Source organism: Alteromonas sp. ABE4_545 (assembly GCF_056161325.1).
This window is the reverse complement of sequence record NZ_JBSWYY010000009.1, coordinates 47,793-61,102: the sequence shown is the minus strand read 5'-3', so window position 1 is coordinate 61,102 and position 13,310 is coordinate 47,793. Positions and strand designations below refer to the sequence as shown.

Genomic DNA, 13,310 nt, shown 5'->3' with positions numbered 1-13,310 from the left:
ATACTATTAACGAGATTGAATATACGATACCGCGCTAATTACACCACGCAATTCAGCCAAGCCCTTCAAGCGACCAAGATAAGAATAGCCGGGTTTAATACCGTCTTTGCCTTGCTCATCTGCCAATAAATGGCCGTGGTCAGGGCGCATTGGTATTTTGCACTGAAAGTCTTTTTCACAACGCAATAGTGCTTGAATCAAGCCAACCATGTCATTGTCACCGTCGAGGTGAGCCGACTCGTAAAACGACCCATCTTCTTCGCGTTTAACATTGCGCAAATGCACAAAGTAAATGCGGTTGCCGAATGTATTCACCATTTGCACCAAGTCGTTGTCGCCTCGGGCACCGTATGAACCTGCACACATGGTTAGCCCATTTGCTTCACTGGGTACGGCATCCAACAAACGCTGCGCGTCATCTTGGGTTGATACAACACGAGGTAAACCAAATAAAGAGAACGGTGGATCATCAGGGTGAATACACAGTTTTACACCCGCTTCTTCGGCAACGGGGACCACTTCTGCAAGAAACGCAAACAAGTTGTTGCGCAAGCCGTCTTCACCAAGGTCGATAAAAGATTGAATGGTGGCTTTGATACTGGCGCGATCATAAGACCCTTCACCACCCGGCAAGCCGGCAATAATATTCTGCTCAAGCAAGGCTTTTTCTTCTTCAGACATAACATCTAAGCGCGCTTTAGCTTTGGCGAGTAAGCTTTCTGGATAATCCTTTTCTGCCCCTTCCCGTTGCATGATGTACACGTCGTACGCCGCAAAGTCTGAGTATTCAAAACGAAGGGCGTAAGTTTTATCGGGCAATTGATAGTTGAGGTTAGTACGTGTCCAATCCACCACTGGCATAAAGTTATAGCAAACCGTGGTCACACCGGCTGCGCCAACATTGCGAAGAGAAGTCTTGTAGTTCTCTATCATACGGGCGTAATCACCAGTGCGGCTTTTAATATCGTTGTGAACAGGAATACTCTCAATCACGTCCCAGGCCAAGCCTGCTTCTTCGATCATGGTTTTACGCGCTTTAACGCGGTCAAGTTCCCAGGCTTCGCCAGTCGCAACATCGTGCAATGAAGTGACTATCCCGGTCGCGCCGGCCTGTTTAATTTTTTCTAGGGTAATGGTGTCATCAGGACCAAACCATCTCCACGTTTCAATCATAAATAGTTACTCTTATAAAAGTTATAATGCCTGTTCGATAATTTCCCAGAGCGCGCCTTGGGTGTGATAATCACACTTCGCGCCAGCCAGGCTTTTCTCGTTGCTGTAAGGCTTGTTGTCCGCCGTGAGTACGCGGTACCAACTGCCGTATGTGTGGTCAATCATGGCGTTCCAGCAATACGCCCAAATTTTTTCGTACCATTGCCAATAAGCTTCATTGCCCGTTGCTTTCGCTAACAACGCTGCCGCAGCTAACGACTCGGCTTGTACCCAGAAATATTTGTCACTGTCGCAAATTTCGCCGTCTGGAGCATGGCCGTAAAAAATACCGCCGTTTTCCTCGTCCCAACACAGTGACAAGGCACTATCAAATAGGGCTTGCGCTCTTTCCACCATCCAGCTTTCGGGCTGATGGCGATGTAAAATTAACAGTAATTTAGTCCACTCCGTTTGGTGACCGGGTTGGAAGCCCCACGGACGATACAGATTTTTGGGGTCGTCTTTGTTGTACTCCCAGTCAATCGACATATCAGCATGGTAGTGTTCCCAAATAAGGCCTTGAGTCTGTGCTGCTTTGTCTACCGCAAAGGTTTTTGCCAGTGTATAAGCACGTGTTAAGAACGCCTCGTCTTGGGTTGCATCAAAGGCAATTAATAGAGCTTCACAGCAATGCATATTGGCATTCTGGCCGCGATACGTACCTAGCGTTGACCAATCTGGTGAGGCTTCATCGGCATAGCAACCATCTGACTCTTGCCAAAATCGCTCGTTGAGTATGTCCCACGCTTGGTACAAAGGCGCCTCAGCTTGTTTAAGGCCTGTTTTCACACAGGTCGCAAGCGCAAGGATCACAAAAGCTAATCCGTAAGCATGGTTGGTTTGGTCCACTGGTGTATTAGCATCTAAAAACCAGTTGTACGCTTGTCGATCTGCATCCCAATGCCGAGTGAGCAAGTACGCCAAACCGTGTTCAACGCGTTTGAGATCTTCTTCACGTTGAAAATGCTGATAGGCTTTGCAGTAGTTGAAGATCATCCGAGTAGAGCTGACCAGATGCTTTTTACCGAGGTCGAATACGTCACCATTGTCGTAATAGTTTTGGTGAAACCCACCGTTCACTTCATCCAACAAGTTCGGCGCGTAAAACGCCAGTATGTCTTGAATATGTGACGTTAATGCTTGTTTGTTTTTACAATCCAACATAACCCAACTCTCTATTGTTCATTTGGCAGCTTACTGCCTTTTTGTGCATACCAAGTGACAAACCCATAGCTAGCCAACGGCACGATAAAGCTCATCTGAATACTCAGGGTGTCGGCTACAACGCCTTGGATAACGGGCAAAATCGCACCGCCGACAATAGCCAAACACAACAGGCCCGCACCCTCGGCCGTCGCGCCGCCTAAACCACGAATCCCTAGTGAGAAAATAGTCGGGAACATGATAGAGTTACACAGACCAATTAATACCACGGCCCACATGGCGACACTGCCACTGGCTGACATAACAACCACTAATAAAACAATAGCTGCAAGTGCGTTAAATGTGAGCGCAGAAGATGCTTTGATGTACTGCATGATGTAAGCACCAGCAAAACGCCCGACCATAGCAGCGCCCCAATAAAGCCCTAAATAACTCGCCGCATCTTTATGAGTAAGACCAGCGATATCATCGCTACTTAAAAAGTTAATCAAAAAGCTGCCGATCGACACTTCAGCACCGACATACAAAAATATCGCCACGGCCCCCAAAACAAGATGAAGATGAGCCGTGAGCTTTTTCACAGCCTCTCCTTGCAGGCTTGCAGGTTGCTCGGCCTCTGCGGCAATTTTAGGTAGAGGGAAGCGCTTAAATGCAATCGCCACCACAACCAGCGCTAACGCAATCAACAAGTAAGGAATTTGTACCGACTCTGGATTAGCAGGCCCGTCGAGCTGACTCGCACCAATGATTAATGCACCACCAAAGAAGGGGGCCACTGTGTGCCCCACCGAGTTCAACCCCTGACAAAAATTCAGTCGACTTGATGCGCTTTTTTCATCACCCAGCGCTGCTACATAGGGGTTTGCCGTCACTTGTAATATCGTAATTCCGCTGGCGAGAACAAATAGCCCCCCTAAGAAAAACACATACAACTTCACTTCTGCAGCGGGGTAAAACAATACACAACCCACCGCTGTGGTTAATAAACCCGCGATAATGCCGGCTTTAAAGCCCAAGCGACTAATTAACTTGCCGGCAGGCAGAGAAATAAGGAAGTAAGCGCCGAAAAAAGCAAATTGCACCAACATGGCTTGGGTGTAATTCAGTGAAAACGCACTTTTAAGGTGAGGGATCAAGACATCATTCAAGCTTGTCAGAAAGCCCCAGAAAAAAAACAACGCACTCATCGCTAATAATGGCGAGTGAGACTTCACTATTGAGGCTTGTGTATTACTGACTGTATTCATTGGTCACCTTTATGTTCACAATTAGGTAGCATTATATATTTTGGTAAGGCCACTTTACAAAGAGTAATTGAAGACCATTAACATTGCAACAAAGGGGGTGAACAAAACAAAAAATAAAAACAACACACTGTATTAAAAGGAATTATTAATGTCACCGATCACGCAACGCCCAGTAACAACAGCGCCACCTTCAACATAATCGAATAAGTTAATTAGGTTTACAGGGTGTAACCTTCGTTTATTTTTTGTAAAAATTTAGTTGTTAAAACCATTTTCTTGTGATTATACTGATCCGGCCTTACCAATTATTCATAAGACTGGGAGAGACAGCATGAAAAACCGATTTGGGGCCCAACGCAAACTCACACCGTTAGCCACTGCTTTAGCACTGGCATTACCAATTACGGTGCTCGCGCAAGAAACAAGCTCACAAGATCCTGAAGTGATAGAAGTTAAAGGGATTCGTTCTAGTGTCACAAAAGCATTGTCGATGAAGCGTTATGAAGTAGGTGTTTCTGACGCCATTTCTGCCGACGACATTTCAAGCTTTCCGGATGAGAATATCGCCGAATCGATTCAACGTATTGCCGGTATTCAAATTCAGCGTTCTAACGGACGCGGTGCGTTGATCAGTATTCGAGGTCTAGGCCCCGAATACGCAGCAACAACCCTGAACGGTCAAGCGTTCGCCAGTGCACAATTTGACGGTGGTTTCCGCTTTGATATTGTGCAATCGGAACTCGCTTCAGAAATTCAAGTTTTCAAAACTCCCAGTGCATCTATGGATGAAGGTGGTCTGTCTGGTGCGGTGAACATAGGCACAGCCAAACCACTCAACTATTCAGAGCGCAAAATGCTAGCGAAAGTAGAAGCAAACTACTCAGAAGATCGCAGCAGTACCACGCCTGGAGCAAGTTTTACCTATATTGACCAGTTTAATGACAACCTAGGTGTATTGGTAAACTTCGGTTATCAAGAACTCGATACCCGTTATGATCTCATGTACAGCCAACGATTCGCTGATGTTGACGCAGACGGTGATGGTGAAAGTGATTATGCAGAAAATGGCATTCCGCTAGAGCGCACAAACCGCCCTCGTTTGCGCCGTGAAGACGGCAACACCCAACGCTACTTGCTGAACACCGCAATTCAATATGTTGCCAGTGACACCCTCGAATTTGGCCTGACAGGTATTCTTGCCCAAGACGAACGTAAGATCTACTTCCAACAGCTAGTGCCGCTATTTAGTGGTGGCGATCCAGAACCAACGCTGACGTTTTTAGGTCAAACTGACAACACCGTTGACCACATTCTTGCTGAAAACATCCGCGTTGAAGCCAACCACACCCGTCAAACAGAAGAACGCACCAGCTACGCGGTAACTGGTACTTCTGAATGGATGATTTCAGACAAGCTCACGATGAACAGTGCACTGCATTATACCGCTGGTAGTATTGATATTGTTGAGCGCGCAATCGTATTGGGTATTCGTTCTGACCTTGAAGTCGACATGGATTCCAATAACCCTGTGTTCACGTCTAACGGGCTGAACCCAGTATCAGATCCGAACTCATGGGCGTTGGACAACCTGTTCCGGAATGACATTTCAGGTAAAGTGCAAACCTACGACACTGACGAACTCGCTGCGCAGGTTGATTTCAACTATTACCTTGAAAGCGATTTCTTCAAAGCCGTGAAGTTTGGTGCCAAACACCGCAGACAAACGCTAGATACTGAAAGTACACGTTATGACCGCAACTTCCGCGACGACGATATTTATACTGCGCCTTTCCCAACTGTGGCAGAAGCCAGTTATACCGTTAAGAACTTTACTGGTGGTGAATTCTCTGGCTTGAACTTGAACTATGTATTGCCCGATGTTGACGCTTACCTAAAAGCCTTTGATGAGTCAGGTTTGACCATTGAGCCTAACTTCCAAGAAGCAGGGTTCTTCCAAATCGACCGCAACATTACTAACCTTTACGCCCAGCTCGACTTCGGCAACGACTACCTGCGCGGTAACATTGGTATGCGTTACGCAAAAACCGACCGTACGGTAGACACCGTGACCTATGATGGCGGTATTCAAGTTACTACTGGCGCATTCACAGACATTGGTGGCGACTCTGCCGAGCCGTCATCAAACAGCTTTGATTACGACAACTGGTTACCAAGTTTAAACCTAGCGTATGATTTAACCGATGACATCGTAATTCGTGCCGCTGCGGGTAAAGTGCTAGTACGCCCAATTATTGGTGAAACCGCGAGCTTCGGACGCGAGATTGCAACCCAAGATAATGGCACTGATATTATTGTGAATGTATCAGAAGGCTCTTTCGACCTTCCTGCATTAACAGCAAATCAGTATGACTTGAGTGCTGAATGGTACTTCAATGAGTCAAGCGCGTTGACCTTGGCTTATTTTAGAAAAGACGTGAAGAACCAAGTTATTTCAGAAGCTGTATGTCCAGGTGATTTCCAGTTGGCGGATGTGTCTTATGACTCAGCAACCGGTGAATGTCGCGGTACAGACGGCTACATTTATAACATCACTCGTAACCGCGCTACCGACGGCGTATTGAAGATCAACGGTATTGAACTTGCGTACAACCAGTCGTTTGACTTCCTACCTGCACCATTTAACGGCTTGGGTATGATTGCCAACTATACCTTGCTCGACGCAGATAACCCACAAGAAGAGCAACCGCTACTTGGTTCATCAGAGCGCACAGCTAACCTTATTGGTTACTATGAAAACGGTGGTTTCGCCATTCGTATCGCGATGAACTATCGCAGCGAATACTCATTGAATGACGGTTCTAAAACGGGCGAAAACTACGGTGATAGTAGTGCGCTTGTGCCTAACCCAGGCAGCCTACTCGACGCCAGAAAGCAAGTGGATATTTCTATGTCTTACGAGTTTGAAAACGGCGTAAAAGTGTCGCTAGAAGGGATTAACGTGAACGGCGATTACGAGCGTGGAACACGTTTCGAGAAGGCACGTTTGCAGTCTATCGCGACCTTTGGTTCAACCTACTTCATGGGTGTGACCTACAGCTTCTAATAGCTGTGTTTAGGTGGTTACCTTTTTTGGTAACCACTATTTTTATTTGGTCATGTAAATTGACCACCTGAGCAGTAACACGCTAAAGTGTAAGTATTAACAGGTTCTGATAAAAACAACATTCATGCAATTTCAAATTAATGATTTATCGAGCAAGCGTCTTTACTTGCAAATCGCCGAACAAATTCTGGAGATGATAAGTCAGGGTAGTCTACGTGTCGGTGAAAAACTGCCGGCAGAACGCAAACTTGCGGAAACCTTCAATGTCAGCCGCCCAACTATTCGCGAGGCGATGATTGCGTTAGAAGTGAGTGGTATTGTGGAAATTCGTTCGGGTTCGGGTGTGTATGTCATCGCTGAATCTGGCCGCAATGAACTCAACATTGAAGACAACCTACCCGGCCCATTTGAAATTCTTGAAGCCCGTTTGTATTTCGAGTCAGAAGCTGCCGCTTTAGCCTCTCAGCGTATTACCCATCAGGAAATTCATCAGTTAAAAGTGTTTCAAAAGAAAATGCAAAATCTTGAGAGTCAGGATTTAGCAGAAACACACAGTTATGACCGAAGTTTTCATGAGCTGATCGCACAATCAACCAGAAACTCAAGTATCTACGAGATCATCTGTTGGTTGTGGTCGCTGCGTAATCGGTCTGAAATGAATACCACCTTCGACACGCTAATTCGCAGTCGTGGTGCGTCACCAATAATTGAAGATCATCACCTGATTATAGAAGCATTACAAAACAGAGACGAAAATCGCGCAAGACAAGCAATGAGAGCCCATATTCAGCGAGTCATCAATGAGTTCTCAGAGTGCACCTTAAACGACGACTAGTTTCCTAACGCTTAAAGTATCGGCGTGAGTGATCGCAACCTTCGTGGAGAATGACATGCGATTAACGCATTGCGCTGTTCCAGCGTTACTTGTCAGTGCGGCGCTAGCTGGCTGTGGAGAATCGAATAAAGTTGAAGCACCGGTTTCAGTACAACAAGCGGTCAGTGAACAACTTGCCCCTGTTGATGCGGTATGGCCTTGGTTAGATTCAGCTAACTCACGCTGGTTTTACTTTAATTCAGCAACACGCCCCTTCGGCATGGTGAACCTTAGCCCCGATACTGAAATTGACGGCGCATGGGGCAGCGGTTACCGATATCACACAGAAGAAGTAAAAGGGTTCAACCATGTTCACGCTTGGCAGTTGTCTGGTTTATCTGTACTGCCTGTATCTCAACAGCGCCCACTCGCGGACATAGAAAACGACTATTTTTCGGCGTTTAGCCACGACAAAGAAAGCGTCGCCGCTGGTTATCATTCACTCGTGCTTGAGCGCTATGGCATTAATGCTGAGTTAACCGCCACCACACGCGTGGGTTTTCACCACTACGAATATACCCAAGCTGGGCCAAAACAAATATTGCTCGACTTACAGGGCCAATTTGGTCCTTCGGCGTTATCTAAAGGCAGCTTTACTCAAATCGATGAAACCACCTTTAGTGGTTCTGTGATTAATGCACCCACTATTCGACGCCCTCGCCCAACACCGGTCTTTTTCTATATCAAGCTAAATAAGCCTGTTGCCAAGCTTGACGTCAATGACACAGCAGCCCTGTTAACACTGGATGACGCTACCAATGACGTGCTAATGAAAGTGGCTATTTCTTATGTGGATGAGGATGGTGCCAAGCAGAACATGGAATCTGAGTTACCTGAGTGGGACTTCAATGCCACCGTGGCGGCTTCGCGTGATACATGGAATGAATGGTTAGGCAAAATCCAAGTAGAAGGCGGAAGTGAAAAGGTACGCCGCCGTTTTTACACCGACTTGTTCCACGCGCTTCAGGGGCGTCGCATTATCTCAGATGTTGATGGCCGCTACTCAGATCAAACCAGCGCTGAGCGACAAATCAAGCAACTCCCATTAAACGCGCAACACGAACCCAAGTTTAATCACCACAACTCAGATTCATTCTGGGGCGCGCAATGGACGATTCAAACCTTGTGGCCGTTGGCCTACCCCAAAGTGGCATCTGACTTTTCAAACTCTATGCTCACCATGGCAAAAGATGGCGGCTACGTGCCTAGAGGGCCTTCTGGCGGAAATTACACTTACGTCATGACCGGGGCGTCGTCTACGCCTTTTATAGTTAGTACCTATTTAAAAGGTATTCATGACTTTGACCCACAGCAAGCCTATGAAGCGCTGAAAAAGAATCACTTGCCCGGCGGTATGATGAGCCACGCAGGCTATGAACACGATACCGCCGTAGGTGGTGGATTAGAATACTACATGGAACAGGGTTTTGTGCCTTACCCGCTGCCAATTGAAAGCGACGCGTTCCACCGCGATGGAGCAGGACAAACCCTTGAATACGCCTATCAAGACTGGACCTTAGGGCAACTCGCCCTAGAACTTGGCCTTGATGAAGATGCACAATGGCTGAAAAATCGTAGTCTCAATTATCAAAATATCTATGATGTCGAGACGGGTTTCATGCGCCCGAAAGATGAGAATGGAGAGTGGAAGGCCGACTTTGACCCATTCGAATACCGCCACGGTTTTGTTGAGTCGAATGCTGCGCAAATGACATGGTATGTACCTCACGACATTGCTGGCCTTGCCGATTTGATGGGTGGGGAGAAGGTCGCGGCTAAACGTTTGAACGAAGCCTTTGAAACCGCTGGAAAACTTGGATTTACTTCGGGTACCGCGCACGCTCAGGAAACCCACGAAGAGTACCGCCGTATTCCTATCAACTACGGCAATCAACCTTCAATTCAAACCGCGTTTATCTTTAATAAACTCGGTGAGCCAAGCAAAACCCAATACTGGTCTCGCGAGGTGGTTAATCAGGTTTATCAAAACTTGTCACCCGAGCATGGTTACAACGGCGATGAAGACCAAGGTTTGATGGGGTCACTTGCAGTGTTGATGAAAATCGGTTTATTCCAAGTCGATGGTGGCGCGCGACAGGGGCCGGTGTACCAAATTGGTAGCCCCATATTTAACCGTATTACTATTGCTTTAGATGAGCGTTATTACAGTGGCAAAAGCTTTACGATTGAGACCGTGAACAACAGCGACGACAATCGGTACATTAAAGCAGCATGGTTAAACGGCGAGCCGCTTAAACGCCGATACCTGACGCACAGTGAAATTACCCAAGGTGGTACGCTGAAGCTCGAAATGACATCGACGTCTCAGGAGTAATCTTAACAATTAGTCGCATTTTCACATGCACAAGCGGCATTGTTCACTTTTTAAACTACCCTTTAATGATGAGTAGTTTGGTTTTGAGGTGAATAATGCCGTCTTCTCAAATGACGTTTCAATTTCTAGCTGAACCTACCGATGTGAATTTTGGCGGAAAAGTTCACGGTGGTATGGTGATGAAGTGGATTGACCAAGTGGGCTACGCTTGTGCGGCACAATGGAGCGGTCAATATTGCGTGACGGTTTCTGCCAATGGCATTCGATTTATTCGCCCCATTCATGTTGGCCAAGTCGTCACGGTGAAAGCAAATATCGTGCATACAGGCCATTCTAGTATGCACATGTATGTGAGTGTTTCTTCCTGTAATCCTCAAGATGGTATCGGCAAAATTACCAATCGATGTTTCATCACTTTTATGGCCGTAGATGAAGATGGTGATCCAGCACATGTACCGCTTTATGTTTCTGCTTCACAGGAAGACTTACAGCTAGAGTTAGTGGCGATGCATGCAAAAGACTTTGCTAAAGAACTCGACGAAGACTTCCAAAGCTATGTCGGCCATCATTAACCAAAAACGGCGCTCTACATGAAGTGGCGCCGTTTTTCTTTGTTCACTGATTAATGACAGCAGCCTTGCTCGGCTTTATCAGCCTTGGCAAATTTCTGTTGTAAGCCTTGCCAACCATTTCTGAGCATTAATGCAAACAATACAACCGCACACAGAGCATAAAGTGCCTGAGTCTCGGTATGGTTATGTATACCGTGTTCAACCGTGATAAAACCTTGCAGCTCAAATGTACTAACTGCCCAGTTTAACAAGTACCCCAAGGCGATACTGGCTGTCATCACACTAAAAATATATAAGCCCAGTGTGCGACGGCCCATTTCTTTGGCGATCATGCCCATAGTTGAGATATTCGTTGCAGGGCCTGCGAGTAAAAACACCAACACAGCACCCGGTGACAAGCCTGCACCTAAAAAGCCAACAGCTATCGGCGTAGATGCTGTGGCGCATATATACATAGGCACACCAATTAAGGCCATCACCAACATGGCCATAAGACCGTCGCCCCATTGCGTTAAAAAGTCGGTAGGTACCCAAGTTTGGATCACGGCAGCCAATCCCAAACCAATTAACAACCACATGGCAATATCATTTAACAGCTTGCCTGTTGCATAACTAAATACATCACCCACTTTACCAAATACATGACCTTGCGAGGCTTTGTCTGTTGGTTGGTTGCTACTACAACAAGACGATTCGGTGCTCTCTACTTTCTCACTACTACAGCAATCTTTTTGTACTGTTGTAGGCTCAGATTGCTTGCTCGCACAGCAGGAAGACTCCGACATGTCTTTCTCTTTGTGACTTTCACAGCTTGAAGTTTCATGCGTATCAACGTTATGAGACTGACTACTGCAACAACTGCTGGTTGCTGCTTTTTCCTGAGGTTGTGATGCAGTGTCGGCGGCGACTTCGTCTTTAACAAACCACTTCACCATCATTCCGGCATACACTGCACTCACTACGGCTGCAATGGGTCTCACAATGGCATAGAGCGGGCCGAGCAAGGCGTAAGACACAGACACTGAATCAACCCCCGTCTCAGGCGTTGAGACCAAAAACGAAACCGTGGCAGGTTTTGATGCACCACTTCTGCGCAAACCAACAGCGGCTGGAATTACACCACATGAACACAGTGGTAATGGCGCGCCAATCACTGCGGCTTTTCCAACTGCGCTCGCACTCGATTTTCCCATGTGCTTTTGTAATACCGAAATAGGTACAAGTTCGTGCATTACGCCAGCCACTAATAAACCTAGCAACAGCCAAGGGGCTGACTCCATAAATAGCGCAACAAAATTTTGAAATAATAAGGCGAGGTCACTCATAACGACTCCGTTGAATCAAGTAACTGTAAAATAGAACAATGTTCTGCACTTTCTGCACCACCACAACAGGCTGAATGAAGCCGTTTTAACGACAATTGAATACGTTGCAATTCGAGTATTTTTTCTTCAAGGTCACTAATTTTACGAGCAGTGTAATGCTTTACTTCCTCGCAAGTGTGATCATCTGGATGCAATCTCAACTCGAGCAATTCACCTATTTCATCAAGGGTAAAGCCGACTTTTTTTGCCCGTTGAATAAAACGCAGTTTATCTAGGTCAGCCTCTTCGTATAACCGATACCCAGTTTCAGTGCGTCGTTTTGCTTCCAGCAAGCCTTTACTTTCGTAAAAACGAATCGCTTCAACACTGATGCCTGTCACTTTGGCCAAATCGCCAATTTTTAATGATGATGTTTTCATATCGTTATTCTAAACCCTAAAGCTGGCTTTAGAGTCAAGCACAGAGTTAACATTATTTTCTTTCACGCCTACACGCCAATTAAGCAACAAGGTGCAGCTTCATAATCGCTCAACGCCGCCATTTTTGCCCACGCCAATGCAAGTGCCGTCATCCAAACAGGTCATACTCCATATATTTTGCTCACTGACCTTTTCCCATTGACTTGCACCTTCACGCCACACCGCCACGCCTTCGGGGTTACTGATCCAAATAGAGGTAGCATGGTCGTCTTGCTGAATAGCTGAACCATAAATAGCGCCGTTTAATGGCACACCCGCTAACTCATGCCATTCACCGTCATAATACTGATACGCCATCGCTGGGCTATCAGGTGTTTTTAATGAACCGCCAAAAGCCAAGATGACATCACTTGTTTTTTGTACAGAGAAAATACCCGCGGCTTCTCCACCAGCAAAAGGCGATGCTATGGTTGACCATGCGCCATGCGCTGGTTTTATGAGAACACGAGGCTTAACGCCATTGCCTGTTCCTATAAGCACTTCATGCTCTGGGGTTTGCTGCAAACACGTACCGCTCGACGCAAAACCGCCTTCACTTACTTGCGCATCAATTGGTAAAGACTCCCGTTGCCAATCTGTGCCATTTTTCGTTTTAAGCACGAATAGGCCATCATTATCAGAATCGCCATAAAGATAGCCCTTGCCGGTTTCATCAACCGAGAAGCAGTCAAAAAAATGATGAGGGTTGTCAGCTTGCAACAACAATTGCCATGACGTTCCACCGTCGGTCGTTCGGTAAATCCGCGAATCGCTGCCTTCACCTGCACTCATCAAATACACGGTATTGGCATTGACCACTTCAACATCGCGAAACTGCAAGGCTTGCGTATTTTCAGGGCCAGTGACATGTTGCCAACTCACTCCGCTGTCCAATGAACGATATATTCCCCCTTGAGTCCCACTCGCCCAAACGATCACACCATCATGATCCACAGCTTGAAATGAGACTTTTTCATTCACTTGTTGGTAAGCGGCCGATACCACATCAATATTGCTCAGTGACGCGGTTAACATCACCGCAAGTGAAATAGCGCGCAT

At 46.5% G+C, this 13,310-nt stretch carries 10 protein-coding genes; 4 read left to right on the top strand and 6 right to left on the bottom strand.

Features of this window, described 5'->3' with window-relative positions:
* Positions 1 to 6: 6 nt before the first annotated feature.
* The 3 genes from uxuA to ACXAH6_RS10550 are packed head-to-tail and all read right to left on the bottom strand — an operon-like array spanning position 7 to position 3,623.
* Positions 7 to 1,173, bottom strand: a complete 1,167-nt coding sequence (gene uxuA / locus ACXAH6_RS10560) for a mannonate dehydratase (protein WP_474876637.1) — start codon at positions 1,171 to 1,173, stop codon at positions 7 to 9.
* Positions 1,174 to 1,194: 21 nt separating this feature from the next.
* Positions 1,195 to 2,376 carry an AGE family epimerase/isomerase gene (locus tag ACXAH6_RS10555; RefSeq protein ID WP_474876636.1) on the bottom strand — a complete coding sequence of 394 codons (1,182 nt, stop codon included), beginning with the start codon at positions 2,374 to 2,376 and terminating at the stop codon, positions 1,195 to 1,197.
* A gap of 11 nt (positions 2,377 to 2,387) precedes the next feature.
* Positions 2,388 to 3,623: a sugar MFS transporter gene (locus ACXAH6_RS10550; RefSeq protein ID WP_474876634.1), complete on the bottom strand. Its 1,236-nt coding sequence runs from the start codon at positions 3,621 to 3,623 to the stop codon at positions 2,388 to 2,390.
* A gap of 331 nt (positions 3,624 to 3,954) precedes the next feature.
* Here ACXAH6_RS10550 and ACXAH6_RS10545 point away from each other — a divergent pair, with 331 nt between their 5' ends.
* From ACXAH6_RS10545 to ACXAH6_RS10530, 4 genes are all read left to right on the top strand, one after another.
* On the top strand, positions 3,955 to 6,687 hold the full coding sequence (locus ACXAH6_RS10545; protein ID WP_474876633.1) for a TonB-dependent receptor: 2,733 nt from the start codon (positions 3,955 to 3,957) through the stop codon (positions 6,685 to 6,687).
* Positions 6,688 to 6,811: 124 nt separating this feature from the next.
* Positions 6,812 to 7,522, top strand: a complete 711-nt coding sequence (locus ACXAH6_RS10540) for a FadR/GntR family transcriptional regulator (protein WP_474876631.1) — start codon at positions 6,812 to 6,814, stop codon at positions 7,520 to 7,522.
* Positions 7,523 to 7,577: 55 nt separating this feature from the next.
* Positions 7,578 to 9,896: a GH92 family glycosyl hydrolase gene (locus tag ACXAH6_RS10535; RefSeq protein WP_474876630.1), complete on the top strand. Its 2,319-nt coding sequence runs from the start codon at positions 7,578 to 7,580 to the stop codon at positions 9,894 to 9,896.
* Positions 9,897 to 9,991: 95 nt separating this feature from the next.
* The gene (locus ACXAH6_RS10530) at positions 9,992 to 10,468 is read left to right on the top strand and encodes an acyl-CoA thioesterase (RefSeq protein ID WP_474876628.1); all 477 of its coding nucleotides are present in this window, start codon (positions 9,992 to 9,994) and stop codon (positions 10,466 to 10,468) included.
* Between the two features lie 50 nt (positions 10,469 to 10,518).
* Here the strand turns inward: ACXAH6_RS10530 and ACXAH6_RS10525 are convergent, their stop codons facing one another.
* The 3 genes from ACXAH6_RS10525 to ACXAH6_RS10515 form a co-directional block, all read right to left on the bottom strand.
* A complete protein-coding gene (locus tag ACXAH6_RS10525; protein WP_474876627.1) occupies positions 10,519 to 11,793 on the bottom strand; it encodes an SO_0444 family Cu/Zn efflux transporter in 1,275 nt (424 codons plus the stop codon).
* Positions 11,790 to 12,212, bottom strand: a complete 423-nt coding sequence (gene zntR, locus ACXAH6_RS10520; RefSeq protein WP_474876626.1) for a Zn(2+)-responsive transcriptional regulator — start codon at positions 12,210 to 12,212, stop codon at positions 11,790 to 11,792. The genes ACXAH6_RS10525 and zntR overlap by 4 nt, the downstream gene beginning before the upstream one ends.
* A 99-nt stretch (positions 12,213 to 12,311) precedes the next feature.
* Entirely contained in the window at positions 12,312 to 13,310 is a 999-nt protein-coding gene (locus ACXAH6_RS10515) for a WD40/YVTN/BNR-like repeat-containing protein (protein ID WP_474876624.1), read from the bottom strand.

Excerpts from the sequence above, each read along its gene's own strand:
- uxuA (WP_474876637.1), bottom strand. The coding sequence starts at position 1,173 with ATGATTGAAACGTGGAGATGGTTTGGTCCTGATGACACCATTACCCTA.
- ACXAH6_RS10545 (WP_474876633.1), top strand. The coding sequence starts at position 3,955 with ATGAAAAACCGATTTGGGGCCCAACGCAAACTCACACCGTTAGCCACT.
- ACXAH6_RS10535 (WP_474876630.1), top strand. The coding sequence starts at position 7,578 with ATGCGATTAACGCATTGCGCTGTTCCAGCGTTACTTGTCAGTGCGGCG.
- ACXAH6_RS10530 (WP_474876628.1), top strand. The coding sequence starts at position 9,992 with ATGCCGTCTTCTCAAATGACGTTTCAATTTCTAGCTGAACCTACCGAT.
- ACXAH6_RS10525 (WP_474876627.1), bottom strand. The coding sequence starts at position 11,793 with ATGAGTGACCTCGCCTTATTATTTCAAAATTTTGTTGCGCTATTTATG.
- ACXAH6_RS10555 (WP_474876636.1), bottom strand. The coding sequence starts at position 2,376 with ATGTTGGATTGTAAAAACAAACAAGCATTAACGTCACATATTCAAGAC.
- ACXAH6_RS10550 (WP_474876634.1), bottom strand. The coding sequence starts at position 3,623 with ATGAATACAGTCAGTAATACACAAGCCTCAATAGTGAAGTCTCACTCG.
- ACXAH6_RS10515 (WP_474876624.1), bottom strand. The coding sequence starts at position 13,310 with ATGCGCGCTATTTCACTTGCGGTGATGTTAACCGCGTCACTGAGCAAT.
- zntR (WP_474876626.1), bottom strand. The coding sequence starts at position 12,212 with ATGAAAACATCATCATTAAAAATTGGCGATTTGGCCAAAGTGACAGGC.
- ACXAH6_RS10540 (WP_474876631.1), top strand. The coding sequence starts at position 6,812 with ATGCAATTTCAAATTAATGATTTATCGAGCAAGCGTCTTTACTTGCAA.